9 protein-coding genes are annotated in these 13,374 nt (G+C 69.6%); 5 read left to right on the top strand and 4 right to left on the bottom strand.

Annotated elements, in window-relative coordinates; all coding sequences use genetic code 11:
- Positions 1–8: 8 nt before the first annotated feature.
- Positions 9–1,541, bottom strand: coding sequence for a DEAD/DEAH box helicase (locus BM362_RS18920; protein ID WP_067592281.1), 1,533 nt, complete (start codon positions 1,539–1,541; stop codon positions 9–11).
- A gap of 277 nt (positions 1,542–1,818) precedes the next feature.
- Here BM362_RS18920 and BM362_RS18915 point away from each other — a divergent pair, with 277 nt between their 5' ends.
- Positions 1,819–3,147, top strand: coding sequence for a serine hydrolase domain-containing protein (locus BM362_RS18915; protein WP_167545361.1), 1,329 nt, complete (start codon positions 1,819–1,821; stop codon positions 3,145–3,147).
- Between the two features lie 12 nt (positions 3,148–3,159).
- Positions 3,160–4,887 (top strand): acyl-CoA dehydrogenase family protein, encoded by a 1,728-nt coding sequence (locus BM362_RS18910; RefSeq protein ID WP_067592287.1) that lies wholly within the window; start codon positions 3,160–3,162, stop codon positions 4,885–4,887.
- A gap of 57 nt (positions 4,888–4,944) precedes the next feature.
- Here the strand turns inward: BM362_RS18910 and BM362_RS18905 are convergent, their stop codons facing one another.
- Entirely contained in the window at positions 4,945–7,347 is a 2,403-nt protein-coding gene (locus BM362_RS18905) for a Tex family protein (RefSeq protein WP_208865254.1), read from the bottom strand.
- A gap of 126 nt (positions 7,348–7,473) precedes the next feature.
- Here BM362_RS18905 and BM362_RS18900 point away from each other — a divergent pair, with 126 nt between their 5' ends.
- The gene (locus BM362_RS18900) at positions 7,474–8,961 is read left to right on the top strand and encodes a chitinase (RefSeq protein ID WP_208865253.1); all 1,488 of its coding nucleotides are present in this window, start codon (positions 7,474–7,476) and stop codon (positions 8,959–8,961) included.
- A gap of 8 nt (positions 8,962–8,969) precedes the next feature.
- On the opposite strand, the gene BM362_RS18895 is transcribed toward BM362_RS18900, so the two are convergent.
- Positions 8,970–10,418, bottom strand: coding sequence for a flavin-containing monooxygenase (locus BM362_RS18895; protein WP_093574019.1), 1,449 nt, complete (start codon positions 10,416–10,418; stop codon positions 8,970–8,972).
- Positions 10,419–10,516: 98 nt separating this feature from the next.
- Positions 10,517–11,611, bottom strand: a complete 1,095-nt coding sequence (locus tag BM362_RS18890; protein ID WP_093574018.1) for a winged helix DNA-binding domain-containing protein — start codon at positions 11,609–11,611, stop codon at positions 10,517–10,519.
- 80 nt (positions 11,612–11,691) lie between these two features.
- Between BM362_RS18890 and BM362_RS18885 the strand changes: the two genes are divergently transcribed.
- Positions 11,692–12,708, top strand: coding sequence for an AraC family transcriptional regulator (locus tag BM362_RS18885; protein WP_067592304.1), 1,017 nt, complete (start codon positions 11,692–11,694; stop codon positions 12,706–12,708).
- A 42-nt stretch (positions 12,709–12,750) separates the two neighbouring features.
- The gene (locus BM362_RS18880; protein WP_067592306.1) at positions 12,751–13,350 is read left to right on the top strand and encodes a TetR/AcrR family transcriptional regulator; all 600 of its coding nucleotides are present in this window, start codon (positions 12,751–12,753) and stop codon (positions 13,348–13,350) included.
- The last annotated feature ends 24 nt before the right edge of the window (positions 13,351–13,374 follow it).

The raw sequence follows: 13,374 nt of genomic DNA, 5'->3' as shown, positions 1-13,374 counted from the left end.
CGCGCACCTCAGGACTCCGTCTGCCGCCGTCCGCTCGTGCCGTTCCGGCGGTTCCGCGGCGGTTGGCCCGATCCGCGACGGTCGGCGCCAGCTGCGCGACGGCCAGCGCCCTCCGCGCCTCGGCGACCGGCGCCCGTGCCGCGGCGCTGGTCTTCCCTGCGGGCCTGACCTGGCTGCCGCTCCGAAGAGCGAGTCTCACTGCCCTGCCGAGGACCGCCGCGGCCGCCGGAGCGTCGGGACTGCGTGCCGGTCCGGGCGCCAAGCCCGCCTCGGTTCTCCGAGGGCGCGCCGCGGCGTCGGCCAGTGCCGGGGGCGGCACCGGAGGCGGTCACCGTTTTCGGGCGGTTGTCCACCACGGGGCGGCGCGGCGAAGCGGTGAACGAACGGTCGCCAGGGGCCAGTTCGGCCAGCAGCGGGTGCGTGGGCGAGATTCGCGTGGTGGTCGGCGAGATCCCTGCCTTCCGGGTCAGTGCGCGGACGTCCGCGACCTGCTCGTCGGTCATCAGGGTCACCACGGTGCCCGACGCGCCGGCCCGCGCGGTGCGGCCGGAACGGTGCAGGTACGCCTTGTGCTCGACCGGCGGGTCGGCGTGGATCACCAGCGTGACGTCGTCCACGTGGATGCCGCGGGCGGCGATGTCGGTGGCCACGAGGGTTTTCGCGGTGCCCGACGAGAAGGCTTCCAGGTTGCGCGTGCGCGCGTTCTGGCCGAGGTTGCCGTGCAGTTCCACCGCGGGGACACCGCTCGCGACGAGTTTGCGCGTGAGGGCCTTCGCCCGGTGCTTCGTGCGGGTGAAGACCAGGGTGCGGCCGGGAGCCGCGGTCAGGTCGACCAGGACGGGCAGCCGGTGGGTTTCCTCAAGGTGCAGCACGTGGTGCGTCATCGTCGAGACCGGGGACTGCGCCGAGTCGACGCTGTGCAGCATCGGGTCGTTCATGAAGCGCTTCGCGAGCACGTCGATGCCGCCGTCGAGCGTCGCGGAGAACAGCAGGCGCTGGCCGCGCTCGGGGGTCGCCGCCATGATGCGGCGGACCTCGGGCAGGAAGCCGAGGTCGGCCATGTGGTCGGCCTCGTCGAGCACGGTGATCTCGATCTTGTCCAGCTTCGCTTCGCCGGAGCGCATGTGGTCGGCGAGCCTGCCGGGGCAGGCGACGACGATGTCGACGCCGTCGCGAAGGCGGGTGATCTGCGGGTTCGCGCTCACGCCGCCGAAAATCGTGGTCGCCTTGAGGCCGAGCGGGCGCGCCAGCGGCACGATCGCGGCCTCGATCTGGGTGGCCAGTTCGCGCGTCGGGGCGAGAATCAGCGCCCGCGGGCGGCCGGGGCGGCGGCGCGTCGGGCCCGCGGCGAGGCGGGCCAGCACGGGCAGCACGAAGCCGTAGGTCTTGCCGGAGCCGGTGCGGCCGCGGCCGAGCACGTCGCGGCCGGCGAGGGTGTGCGGGAGCGTGGCGGCCTGGATCGGGAAGGGCTCGGTGACCCCCTGCGCGGCGAGCGCGTCGACAAGGGGCTTGGGCAGGCCGAGTTCAGTGAAAGTCGTCATGGTTGGTGCGGACGCGAAAGCGTCCCGTATCTCCGTACGTAGCGCGGTTGTCCTGCCCGGCGCGGCCTCGGGTGGCTGCGGCGCGTGGTCGTCGACAACAGTGAAACGCGGTCCGAGGCAGAACTGAGCGGACCGCACCGGCCACTATACCGTCCCAAGATCCGGCGGGCTACGTGATATCGCCCGCAGCCCGCCACACGCGGCCCGACGAAGCGGGCGCGCGATGTTCGTTCGGTTCCGCCATCGCCGCCGCGCACGCGGGTGCGAGGCTGGCCGCATGAGCGCAGACGAACTCCGGGGACTGCTGGCCGAATGGGCGCGAGAGGCGGGAGTGCCCGGTGTCTCGGCCGGGATTTTCCACGAGGGCAAGGAAACCTTGCTGACCGCGGGAGTGTCCAGTGTGGACACCGGAACGCCGGTCGACGACGGCACCCTGTTCATGATCGTCTCCACCAGCAAGACGTTCGCCGCCACCGCGGTGCTCGTGCTCGTCGAGGACGGCGTGCTCGAACTGGACCGGCCGGTGGCCGAGTACCTCGCGGATTTGAGGCTCGCCGACCCGCTCGCCCGCAAGACCGTGACGCTGCGCCACCTCCTCACGCATTCGTCCGGCTTCCTCGGCGACATCGAGGTCGACACCGGCTGGGGCGACGACGCGCTCGCCCGCGCGGTGCAGCGGTTCGACGAGCTGCCGCAGGTGTTCCCGGTCGGCGAGGTGTTCTCCTACTGCAACGCCGGATTCCTGCTGGCCGGCCGCGTCGCCGAGGCGGTGTCCGGCACCGCCTACGAGGACTTGGTCCGCACCCGGCTGCTCGAACCGCTCGGCATGACGGACTCGTACTTCCAGCCCTGGGAGGTGCTGACCCGGCGGCACGCGGTCGGGCACGCACTGCGCGAGGACGGCCCGGCGGTCGCGCACACCGTCGGCCTCGCCCGGGCGGACGCTCCGGCAGGCGGTCTCTGGTCGACCGCCCGTGACCAGCTGAAATGGGCTCGATTCCAGCTGGCCGGCGCGGACGTGCTGAGTGACGGGACTCGCCGCCTCATGCACGCCGCACAGCGCGAGGGCGCGCTGCCGTTCGAGGAGGCCGGGCTGTCCTGGCTGCGGCTGAGCCACGGCGACGCACAGCTGGTGCGGCACGGCGGGAACGTGAGCAACCTGCAGCTGTCGGAGTTCGTCATGGTGCCGAGCGAGAACTTCGCGGTCACCGTCCTCACGAACAGCGCGGGCGGCGGCGCGCTCGGCCCGCGGATCGTCGACTGGTGCCTGGAGAACGTGGCTGACCTGCCGAAACTGGGCAGTCGTCCGTCCAGGGCAGTCGACCCGGGCGACTGCCCTGGACGGTACCGGACGGGCTCGCTGATCTTTGACTTCACCGAACGCGACGGCTCGCTCTGGGCGCAGATGCTCCTCGACACCGATCAGCCGGACGTCCTCTCGGCCCCGCCGTTCGAGGTCGCCTTCGTCGCCGAGGACGTGGTCGCGCGCGCGTCGGACACCCGCAGGCCGAGCGCGCGTTTCCGGCGCGACGACCACGGCCGGGTGGACGCGGTGGAGTCCGGCGGCCGCACCGCGCTAAAGTTACCGGGCAGTAATATCAGCTGACCTGGAGATGCGATGAGCGAAACGGCGACAGCGCTGCTGAACCCGCGCGACTACGACGCCCGGAGGTTCGACCCGGAGACCCAGCGGCTGCTGCGAGCGACGATCGGCTGGTTCGAAGCGCGCGGCAAACGCCGTCTCGCGCAGGCGTATCACGACCGGGAGTTCTACGCCGACTTCCTGGAGTTCGCCGGCAAGGAAGGCCTGTTCGCCACCTTCCTCACCCCGGCCGCGGATTCGGCCGGCAACCCGGGCAAGCGCTGGGACACCAGCCGGATCGCCGCGCTGGCGGAGATCCTCGGCTTCTACGGCCTCAACTACTGGTACCCGTTCCAGGTCACCGTCCTCGGCCTCGGACCGGTGTGGCAGAGCGGGAACGCGGCCGCCCGCAAGCGTGCCGCGGAAGCGCTGGCCGAGGGCGGCGTCGGCGCGTTCGGACTGTCCGAAAAGGAGCACGGCGCGGACATCTACTCCTCCGACCTCGTGCTCACTCCGGACGGCGAGGGCGGCTACCGCGCGAACGGGTCGAAGTACTACATCGGCAACGGGAACTGCGCACGCACGGTTTCGGTGTTCGGCCGGATCGACGGCGTCGAAGGGCCCGAGCAGTACGTGTTCTTCTACGCCGACTCCGAGCATCCGAACTACCACGTCGTGAAGAACATCGTGCCGTCGCAGATGTATGTCGCGGAGTTCCGGCTTGAGGACTACCCGGTGCGCGCCGAGGACATCCTCCACACCGGAGCCGAAGCCTTCAGCGCCGCGCTGAACACGGTCAACATCGGCAAGTTCAACCTGTGCTTCGGCGGCATCGGGATGGCGACGCATTCGCTGTACGAGGCGATCACGCACGCGCAGAACCGGATCCTGTACGGCAACCCGGTCACCGATTTCCCGCACGTGCGCCGCGAATTCGTCGAGGCCTACGCGCGGCTGACCGGGATGAAATTGTTCTCCGACCGCGCGATCGACTACTTCCGCTCGGCGAACCAGCAGGACCGCCGCTACCTGCTGTACAACCCGATCACCAAGATGAAGGTGACCACCGAGGCGCAGAAGGTGATCGGGCTGGTCGCGGACGTTGTGGCGGCCAAGGGTTTCGAGGCAGGCACCTACCTCGCGATGGCCAAGAACGACATCGACGGCCTGCCCAAGCTGGAGGGCACGGTCGCGGTGAACCTCGCGCTGATCGCGAAGTTCATGCCCGCGTACCTGTTCGCGCCGCAGGAGTACCCGGCGGTGCCGACTCGGGACGACGCCTCCGACGACGATTTCCTGTTCCGGCAGGGCCCGGCGCGCGGACTGTCGAAGATCCGCTTCCACGACTGGAAGCCGGCGTACGAGAACGCGAAGCACCTGCCGAACGTCGCCCGGTTCACCGAACAGGCCGACGTGCTGGTGCGGCTGCTTTCCGAGGCGACCCCGGACGAGGCGCAGCAGAAGGACCTGGACTTCGGTCTCGCGCTGACCGAGTTGTTCACGCTCGTCGTGTACGGGCAGCTGATTCTGGAGCAGGCTGAGCTGACCGGCGTGTCAGACGATGTGCTGGACCAGCTGTTCGCGGTGCTGGTGCAGGACTTCAGCGTCGCCGCGGTCGATTTGCACGGCAAGCCGAGTTCCACCGAGGAGCAGCAGGAACTGGCACTGGCCGGGCTGCGGAAGCCGGTGGTGGACGGCGACCGGTTCGATCGCGTGTGGGCGATCGTGCGCGAGCTTTCCGGCGCGTATGAGATGAATCCCTGAGCCAAGACCACGAAAACGGCCTCCGCGCTCGAAAGCGCGGAGGCCGTTTTCGTGGGGCTACTTGCCGAATCCGGCGCGCCGGAGAGCGTCCGCCATCGAGCCGTTGCCGCCGGAATCACGACGGTCCCGGCCACCGCCGCCACCGCGCTGCTGCTGGTTCCGCCGCTGACCGCCGCCCTGGCCGCGGTCCCGGCCGCCGCCACCGCCGCGGTTGGTGCCCGCGCCGGGCTCGTCGTCCAGGCGCAGCGTCAGCGAGATCCGCTTGCGCGGCACGTCGACCTCCAGCACCTTCACCTTGACGATGTCGCCCGGTTTCACGACGTCGCGCGGGTCCTTCACGAAGTTCTTCGACAGCGCCGAAACGTGCGCGAGGCCGTCCTGGTGCACGCCGACGTCGATGAACGCGCCGAACGCGGCCACGTTGGTCACCACGCCCTCCAGGCGCATGCCCGGCTTGAGGTCGCCGATCTTCTCGACGCCCTCGGCGAAGGTCGCGGTCTTGAACGCCGGCCGCGGGTCGCGGCCCGGCTTCTCCAGCTCGGACAGGATGTCGGTGACGGTCGGGAGCCCGAAGGTGTCGTCGACGAACTCGGTGGGCTTCAGCGCCTGCAGAGTCCGGGCGTTGCCGATCAGCTCGCGGATGCCGCTGCCGGTGCGGTCGAGGATCCGCCGCACCACCGGGTACGCCTCCGGGTGCACCGAGGACGCGTCGAGCGGGTCGTCGCCGTCCGGGATGCGCAGGAAGCCCGCGCACTGCTCGAACGCTTTCGGGCCGAGCCGCGCGACGTCCTTGAGCGAGGTCCGCGAGCGGAACGGGCCGTTGGAGTCGCGGTGCGCCACGATGTTCTCCGCGAGCGAGGTCGTGATGCCCGAAACCCGGGTCAGCAGCGGGGCGGACGCGGTGTTCACGTCCACGCCGACCGCGTTCACGCAGTCCTCGACCACCGCGTCCAGCGAACGCGACAGCGACACCTCGGACAGGTCGTGCTGGTACTGGCCGACGCCGATCGACTTCGGGTCGATCTTCACCAGTTCGGCGAGCGGGTCCTGCAGCCGGCGCGCGATCGAGACCGCGCCGCGCAGCGAGACGTCCATGCCCGGCAGTTCCTGCGAAGCGAACGCCGAAGCCGAGTACACCGACGCGCCCGCCTCGGAGACCACGGCCTTGGTGAGCTTCAGCTCCGGGTGCTTCTTGATCAGCTCGATCGCCAGCTTGTCGGTCTCGCGCGAGGCGGTGCCGTTGCCGATCGAGATCAGGTCGACGTTGTGCTTCCCGGCCAGCACGGCCAGTTCGGCGATCGACTGGTCCCACTTGTTCGCGGGCTGGTGCGGGTAGATGACATGGGTGTCGACGACCTTGCCGGTCGCGTCGACCACGGCCACCTTCACGCCGGTGCGGAAGCCCGGGTCGAGACCCATCGTCGCGCGGGTGCCCGCCGGGGCGGCCAGCAGCAGGTCGCGCAGGTTCGCCGCGAACACGCGCACGGCGTCGTCCTCGGCCGACTGGCGCAGCCGCATCCGCAGGTCGATGCCCAGGTGCAGCAGGATCTTCGTGCGCCAGGCCCAGCGCACGGTGTCGCCGAGCCACTTGTCCGCCGGACGGTCTTCCTGCCGGACGCCGAAGCGGGCGGCGATGCGCTGCTCGTACTCGGTCGGGCCGACGCGCGGCGGAGCGTCTTCGGCGACCGGCTCGGACGGCTCCATCGTGAGGTCGAGGATCTCTTCCTTCTCGCCGCGGAGCATCGCGAGGATCCGGTGCGAGGGGAGCTTGGTGTAGGGCTCGGAGAAGGCGAAGTAGTCGGAGAACTTGGCCCCGTCGGTCTCCTTGCCCGCGCGGACCTTCGAGGTCAGGTGGCCCTCGGTCCACATCTTCTCGCGCAGCTCGCCGATCAGGTCGGCGTCCTCGGCGAAGCGCTCGACCAGGATGGCGCGCGCCCCGTCGAGGGCAGCCTGCGTGTCCGCGACGCCCTTGTCCGCGTCGACGAACACCGCGGCGGCCGCCTGCGGGTCGGTCGACGGGTCGCTCAGCAGGCCGTCGGCCAGCGGCTCCAGACCGGCCTCGCGGGCGATCTGCGCCTTGGTCCGCCGCTTCGGCTTGTAGGGCAGATAGATGTCCTCCAGCCGCGACTTCGTGTCCGCGGCGAGGATCTGCGCTTCCAGCGCCTCGTCCAGCTTGCCCTGACTCCGGATGGACTCCAGGACCGCGGCGCGGCGCTCGTCGAGCTCGCGCAGGTAGCGCAGCCGCTCCTCAAGCGTGCGCAGCTGGGCGTCGTCCAGCTCTCCGGTGACTTCCTTGCGGTACCGGGCGATGAACGGCACCGTGGACCCCTCGTCGAGGAGGGTGACGGCGGCCTTGACCTGCCCTTGCAGCACCCCCAGCTCTTCGGCGATCCGCTGCTCGACCGACTGCACGCTCAAAACCAGGCTCCTGCTTCGTCTCGGGTTGCTCCGAGCCTGCATTGTGCCGCTGCCCGCCCCGCCCGCTGCGGATGGCCCGCCGAAGCACCTCCGGAAGTTCCTTGACATCCGCATTGGTCTAGTCCATTTTGAGGTGATCTGGCTCACTGCCCCTGCGGAGGTCTGCCCGTGTCCCCACACCCGTCCCCCCGGCGGCTGCCCGCCCTGGTGTCCCTGCTGGCCTCGGTCGCGCTCGCGCTCGGAGTCACGCTGGCCCTCGGCACCAGCAGCGCGTCGGCCGCGAACATCCTCGCCAATCCCGGCTTCGAGAGCGGCTCGCTCTCCGGCTGGACCTGCAACGCGACCGCGTCGGTCGTCTCGACCCAGGCGCACAACGGCAGCCACTCGCTGAGCGCGGCACCGTCTGGCTCCGACACCGGGCAGTGCTCCCAGCAGGTCACCGTGCAGCCCAATACCGCGTACAAGCTGTCCGCGTGGGTGCAGGGCAGCTACGTCTACCTCGGCGTCTCCGGCTCGGCCGTGCAGAACACCTGGACGCCCGGTGCGACCGGCTGGCAGCAGCTCAGCCTGAGCTTCACCACCGGCTCGTCCACCAGCCTCACGGTGTACCTGCACGGCTGGTACGGCCAGCCCGCCTACCTCGCCGACGACGTCAGCCTCGACGGTCCGGGCACCCCGCCCACGACCTCCACGAGCCCCACGACGTCGACCACGCCGACAACCCCGCCGACGACCACCGCGACCAGCACGCCGCCGCACAACGGCGACCTGCCGAAGCACATCCTCACCGGCTACTGGCAGAACTTCGACAACGGCGCGAAGACACTGAAGCTCGCTGACGTGCCCACGACGTACAACGTCATCGCGGTCGCCTTCGCCGACGCCACCACGACGCCCGGCGCGGTGAGCTTCACGCTCGACCCGGCGTTGTCGTCCAAGCTCGGCGGCTACACCGACGCGCAGTTCCGCGCGGACATCAAGACCGTGCAGGCGCGCGGCCAGAAGGTGATCATCTCGGTCGGCGGCGAGAAGGGCACGATCAGCGTCGGCGACAGCCAGTCAGCGAGCAACTTCGCCAACTCGGTGAAGCAGCTGATCTCCACCTACGGCTTCGACGGCGTCGACATCGACCTGGAGAACGGCATCAACGCCACCTACATGGGGCAGGCGCTGCGCAGCATCCACGACGGCGGCGGCTCGGTGATCACCATGGCACCGCAGACGATCGACATGCAGTCCACCCAGGGCGGCTACTTCCAGCTGGCGTTGAACGTCAAGGACATCCTCACCGTCGTCAACATGCAGTACTACAACTCGGGCGCGATGAACGGCTGCAACGGGAACGTCTACTCCCAGGGCACCGTCGACTTCCTCACCGCGCTCTCGTGCATCCAGTTGCAGGGCGGCCTGCGGGCCGACCAGGTCGCGTTCGGGCTGCCGTCCTCGGGCTCGGCGGCCGGCGGCGGGTACCAGCCGCCGTCGAACGTCGTGTCGGCGATGAACTGCATGGCCAAGGGCACCGGTTGCGCGTCGTTCAAGCCGCCGGCCACGTATCCGGAGTTCCGCGGCGCGATGACCTGGTCCATCAACTGGGACGCGTCGAACGGTTACGGGTTTGCCAACACGGTCAGCGCGGGGCTGAAGAACCTGCCCTGAGCAGCCACTCACGAGCGCACCAGGTAGTCGGCCGGGTCGAGTGTCCTGGTCCGGCGGTCGTATTCGGTGACCAGCCCGGGCCAGTTGGTGCTCACCCGGCCGTTTTCCTGCCGGTACCAGCTTGTGCAACCGCTCCAGACGCTGTGCGAGAGCCGCGCTTGCACCTCGCGGTCGTAGCGTTCTTCGACTTCGGCGCGCACCTCCAGCGACGTCACGTCCGGCCGGGCGAGGTGTTCGACGGCCTGGCGGAGGTAGCGCGCTTGCCGTTCGATCATGTAGATGATCGAGCCCGCGCCGAGGTTGGTGTTGGGGCCGTAGACGCAGAACAGGTTCGGGAATCCCGGCACCGTCATGCCGAGGTACGCCCGCGCGCCGCCGCTCCACGCCTCGGCCAGCGACCGGCCGTCGCGGCCGAACACCTTCAGCGGGCCGAGGAATTCCGTCGCTTTGAACCCGGTGCCGTAGATCAGCACGTCCGCCTCGTGCTCCGCGCCGTCCTCGGTGCGCACGCCGCGCGGGGTGATTTCCTTGATCGAGGACGTTTCGACGGAGACGTTCGGCTGGGCGAGCGCGGGCAGGTAGTCGTTGGTGAACAAGATCCGCTTGCAGCCCAGCGGGTAGTCCGGCTTGACCTTGCGGCGCAGCGTGCGGTCCTTGAGGTGACGGCGGCGCAGTTGAGCGGTCCGCAGTTCGAAGATCTTGGTCAGCAACGGGTATCGCGTCATGCCGTAGGTCGCGTACTCGGCGAGCAGGAAGATCCGCGCGCGGCCGAACAGCTGCGTCTTCGGCAGGCGGCGGAAAAGCCTCTTCTGCCACGGTTTGTAGCGGCCGTCGTTCTTGGCCATGATGTACGGCGGCGTGCGCTGGAAGACGGTGACGTGCGCGACTTCCTTGCGGATCTCCGGCACGAACTGGATCGCGCTCGCGCCGGTGCCGATCACCGCGACGCGCTTGCCCGCCAACGGGATTTCGTGGTTCCACTCAGCGGAGTGGAAAGCCGCGCCGGCGAAGGTTTCGCGGCCGGGGATCGACGGCCGAGCGGGCTGGGAGAGCTGGCCGACAGCGGGCACGAAGACGTCTGCCTCGAAGGTTTCGCCCTGTGCGGTCTCGACGCGCCAGCGGCCGTTGCCGTAGGTCGCGGACGTGACCTCGCGGCCGTACCGGATGTGCGGTTCGATGCCGTGCTTCGTGATCACGCGCTTGAGATAGGCGTGGATGTCCGGCTGCATCGCGTATCGCTTCGGCCAGTCCGGATTGGGCTCGAAGGAGAACGAGTACAGCGGCGACGGGACGTCGCAGGCCGCGCCGGGATAGGTGTTCTCGCGCCACACGCCGCCCGGCTCGGCCGCCCGCTCAAGGATCGTGACGTTCGGGAAACCGGCGCGCTTCAGCTCGATCGCGGTGCCGATTCCGCCGAACCCGGTGCCCGCTATCAGCACCGACGGGGTGTCGTCCATAGGCCGAAGCTACGCAGGCGGGTGCGGGGCCGGAAGGGGAAGCGCGGCCAGCCGATCGAGAAGTTCGGCCAGGGGGCTCGCGAGTGGCGATCGCGGTTCTAACCGGGATCGCCACTCACGACCTCGTGTGTCTTGCCGGGCTCGGCCCACGCGAGCAGCTTCCGCCCGGCGCTCTCCAGCGCGGCGGTGTCGCGTTTCGCGAGCCGTTCGAACGGCGTGAGGACCAGCGTCGCCGACTCGCGGGTGGTCGTGGTCTCCCAGATTCCGCGGACCCGGCCGTCGACCAGCAGGGTGCCTTTGACCAGGCCGTTGATGGTGATCACGCGTTTGCGGTGCTCGTCGCTGATCATCCGCGTGCGTTCGGCGTAGGCCAGCAGCGTCTGGTCGAACGGACCGAGCAGCTTCGTCGGCGCGGGCGTGTCCTCGCCGGGCAGCGTGGCGTCCGGCAGGTCGTAGAGCGTGCGGCCTTCGGGGTCGAGGTACGTGCGCAGGTCCATTCCCTCGATCACCTCGCCGAGCTTCGTGACGCCCGCCCAGGCCTGCACGTCGGCCACCGTCGCCGGGCCGAACGCGGCGAGATAGCGGCGGACCAGTTCGGCCGCCGACGGCTCCGGCGCGGGGACGCCGTCGAGCCAGTGGTCCGCGACCTGATAAGTCGGCTGCCCGGCCTTGCCCCACACGCCGCGCGGCGGGATCTGGACGAGCGGCAGGATGGCGCGGACCAGGAACATCAGCGACCCGGCCGGCGTCTCCGGATAGTGCTCGACCAGCGCTTTGCCGAGCTGATCGCTCGAATACGGCCGTTCGCGCAGCAGTTCGCCGGTCGTCCTCGCCACGGCGTCGTGGTCGAGTTTGGCCAGCGGCTCCCGATGCTGGTTGGCCGCCGTGAGGGCGCGGTCCATGACGATCTGCACCAGCGGACGCCACGCGAGCGCGTCGGCGGCGGGGACGAGGTGCACCGTGCCGCGCATCAGCACCATCCGCACCACGCTGCGGTCGAGCAGCAGGCTCGCGAGATCGTCCGGCCGGAAACCCCGCAGCCGGCACCACAGCGCGTAGTACGGCGGGAACGGCGCTTGCGCTTGCAGCCCGGCGAGATGGGTGACGGCGTCGAGAACCGGCATCTTGGCGGGCTTGAGGAGCAGTTGCCGGTCGAGGGTCGCGCGGTTGAGGACGCGGCGGGAAAGGCGCACGGCGGGAGCTTAACGAGCAACCCGGACAGTTTTGGCCCTCGAACGGCACGCGGGCGGCCGGTTGATCCATAATTCCGGCCATGGCCGAGCTAGCCGTACCCGCCATCCGCGACTGGGACTACCCGCGCGGCACGGCGAGTGTGCTGCTGATGCACCGATTCGCCGAGGAACGCGGCGTTTCGCTGCCCGGGGTGCCGGTCGAGGAACTGCGCGCGCCGGACCGGCAGCTCGACGCGCGGCAGGAGCTGGCTGTCGTGCGGGCATTGCTCTCGACGGTCGGCTCCGGTGACGACGTCGCGCTCAGCCTCGGCTGCCGGTACCGCGTGACGACGTTCGGCATCTTCGGTTTCGCCTGTATCAGCAGTCCGACGATGCGCGACGCGATGGTGTTCGCCTTGCGCTACCTGGATTTGTCCTTCACCTTCTGCGTTCCGCACGTCGAGCTGGACTCCGCCGGACTCCGCCTGGTGCTGGACGATTCGCGGGTGCCGGACGACGTCGCCCGGTTCCTCGCGCTGCGCGACCTGTCCGCGATCTGCACCGTGATGCGCGACCTGCTGCCGGAGATCTCCTGGGAAAGCCTGGAGTTCCGCTTCCCGTCGTCGTCCTTTGCGGACGCTTACCGGACGGCTTTCGGCCTCGCCCCGGTTTTCGGCGCGGCCGAGCACCGGGCCACCCTCGATCCGGAGCTGCTGGACCTTCCGTTGCCGCAGGCCAACGAGCAAACCGTCGCCTTGTGCGCCGCGCAATGCGACGCCCTCGTCGCCCGCCGCCGCAGGCGTTCGGGAGTCCCGCAGCTGGTGCGGGAACGACTGGTGCGGCTCGGCGGCGCGGACGCCGGGATGGCCGAGATCGCCCGCCAGCTCACCCTCAGCACGCGAACCCTGCGACGGCGGTTGACCGAGGCGGGCACCGGCTACCGGCAGCTGCTGGACGAAGTCCGCCAGACGCTCGCGGAAGAAATGCTCGACACCGGTGTGCTGTCCGTCGACGACGTCGCCCTGCGCCTGGGCTATGCCGAAGCGTCGAGCTTCATCTACGCCTTCAAACGCTGGACTGGTACGACTCCCGCCGCGTACGCCCGGCGCAATCGCTAGCAGTTATGGACAATGCGTTACACAATGCCGTAAGCTGCCCGCATGGCTCGACCGCGTACCTTTGCTCGCGAGCAAGTGCTCACCGCGGCCACTGAGCTGTTCTGGCGGCGGGGCTTCCACGCGACCAGTGCCGAAGAACTGTGCCAGGCAACCGGTCTCGGCCGCAGCAGCCTGTACAACACCTTCGGCAGCAAAGGCGCGCTGTTCGCGGAATGCCTCGCCCGCTATCTCGACACGACAGCGCAGGCTGCGGCCGAGGTGATGGCGAAGAAGGGTGACGCGGTGGCGCGAATCGAGGCTTACCTGACGAAGGTGGTCCTTGAGGAAGCCGAGCGGTCGAGCACCGGTGCGCCGAGCGGATGTCTCGCCGTCAATTCCGTTGCCGAGCTGGCTGGCGACACCGAGAACGCGGCGTTCCTGGAGCAGGTCGCCCGCGATACCGATGCTCGGCTGCGCCTGCTGACCGACCTGTTGCGGGCAGGTCAAGCGGCTGGCGAAGTCACCGCCGAGGTTCCCGCGGAGGGACTGGCCGCGTATGTGAACGCCAGCGTCGCCGGGCTGCGGATCTCCGCACAGGGCGGCGCGCCGCTGGCTCGGCTGGCCGACATCGTCCAGGCATCCACCCGGGCGCTTCGTCCGTAACCATCCCCGCTCCTCCCGGCTTAA

Source organism: Amycolatopsis rubida (assembly GCF_900115345.1).
In the GTDB taxonomy this organism is placed as follows: domain Bacteria; phylum Actinomycetota; class Actinomycetes; order Mycobacteriales; family Pseudonocardiaceae; genus Amycolatopsis; species Amycolatopsis rubida.
Note: the sequence above shows the minus strand (reverse complement) of the source record. Positions and strands in the feature narration are given on the sequence as shown.

Coding starts and splice junctions, on each gene's coding strand:
- BM362_RS18880 (WP_067592306.1), top strand. CDS start 12,751: ATGGCTCGACCGCGTACCTTTGCTCGCGAGCAAGTGCTCACCGCGGCC.
- BM362_RS18910 (WP_067592287.1), top strand. CDS start 3,160: ATGAGCGAAACGGCGACAGCGCTGCTGAACCCGCGCGACTACGACGCC.
- BM362_RS18920 (WP_067592281.1), bottom strand. CDS start 1,541: ATGACGACTTTCACTGAACTCGGCCTGCCCAAGCCCCTTGTCGACGCG.
- BM362_RS18895 (WP_093574019.1), bottom strand. CDS start 10,418: ATGGACGACACCCCGTCGGTGCTGATAGCGGGCACCGGGTTCGGCGGA.
- BM362_RS18885 (WP_067592304.1), top strand. CDS start 11,692: ATGGCCGAGCTAGCCGTACCCGCCATCCGCGACTGGGACTACCCGCGC.
- BM362_RS18905 (WP_208865254.1), bottom strand. CDS start 7,347: ATGCAGGCTCGGAGCAACCCGAGACGAAGCAGGAGCCTGGTTTTGAGC.
- BM362_RS18915 (WP_167545361.1), top strand. CDS start 1,819: ATGAGCGCAGACGAACTCCGGGGACTGCTGGCCGAATGGGCGCGAGAG.